Below are 1,448 nucleotides of genomic sequence, written 5' to 3'. Positions count from 1 at the left end.
GACGTCTTCCGGGAGCACATCGACGCCTGCGCCGACGCGTTGGCGCCGCACGTGGACTGGTCGCTGGTCGACGTCCTGCGCGACGACGCGCTCGACCGCGTGGACGTGGTCCAGCCCGCCCTGTTCGCCGTGATGGTGGCGCTGGCCGGGCTCTGGCGCGCGCACGGCGTCGTCCCGGACGCGGTCGTCGGCCACTCACAGGGCGAGATCGCCGCCGCGCACGTCGCGGGCATCCTCACGCTGGAGGACGCCGCGAAGATCATCGCCCTGCGCGCCAGGGCGTTGATGTCGTTGGCCGGTCACGGCGGCATGGTGTCCGTCGCGCTGTCACCCGAGCGCGCCACCGCCTACCTCGAACGCCTGCCGGGTCGCCTCACCGTGGCCGTGGTCAACGCACCCGGCGCGGTCGTCGTCTCCGGCAACTCCCACGACCTGGCCGAACTGCTGGCCGCGTGCGCCGCCGACGACATCCGCGCCCGCGCGCTCCCGGTCGACTACGCCGCTCACTCGGTCGAGGTCGAAGCCCTCCGCGACCGGCTCCGGCGCGACCTGGCCGGCATCACGCCCCGGTCCGCCGCCATCCCGCTGTACTCGTCGGTGACCGGCGAGCCCGCCACCGACCTGGACGCCGACTACTGGTACCGCAACCTGCGCGAACCGGTGCGGTTCGACCAGGCCACCCGCACCCTGCTCGACCACGGCCACGGCGTGTTCGTCGAGGTCAGCCCGCACCCCGTGGTGACGTCGGCGGTCGAGGAGACGGCCGACCACGCGGACGTCCTGGTCACCGGGACGCTGCGCCGCGACCAGCCGCACGAGTTCCGCGCGGCCCTGGCTCGACTGCACGTGCGCGGCGTCGAGGTCGACTGGCGCCCGCTGTTCCCGGCCGGCGTCACGCCCGCGCCGCTGCCCGCCTACCCGTTCCAGCGGCAACCGTTCTGGCTGCGCCCCACCACCACCGCGACCGGCGACCACCCGCTGCTGACCACGGTGGTGGACCTGCCCGACGGCGGGGCCGCGCTCACCGGCAAGGTGTCGCTGTCCACCCACCCCTGGTTGGCCGACCACGCCGTGCGCGGCGCCGTGCTGCTGCCCGGCACCGCGTTCCTGGAACTCGCCGCCCGTGCCGCGGCCGAGGTCGGCGCGGGCGCGGTGCACGAACTGGTCCTGGAGGCACCGCTCGTCCTGGACCACGACGGGGTGCGGCTCCAGGTGGTGGTCGGACCGCCCGACGAGACCGGCCGTCGGACGGTGGCGGTGCACTCGCGCACCGACGACTGGGTGCGGCACGCCACCGGCACGCTCGGTGACGCCCCCGAGCCGCCGCGACCGGACTGGGCGACCGCGTGGCCGCCGCCGGACGCCGAACCGCTGGACGTGACCCACCTCTACGACACCTTCGCCGCCCTCGGCTACGACTACGGCCCGGCGTTCCAGGGCGTCACGGC

At 75.1% G+C, this 1,448-nt stretch carries 1 protein-coding gene; it reads left to right on the top strand.

Annotation, left to right across the window (positions count from 1 at the left end; all coding sequences use genetic code 11):
- Positions 1–1,448 (top strand): acyltransferase domain-containing protein (locus tag AB0G02_RS40045; protein WP_360805721.1); only part of this gene is annotated, 1,448 nt, incomplete at both ends.

It is taken from the genome of Actinosynnema sp. NPDC023658 (assembly GCF_040639995.1).
Lineage (GTDB): Bacteria > Actinomycetota > Actinomycetes > Mycobacteriales > Pseudonocardiaceae > Actinosynnema.
The sequence above is the reverse complement of the archived record's forward strand: the minus strand, read 5'-3'. Positions and strand labels throughout refer to the sequence as shown.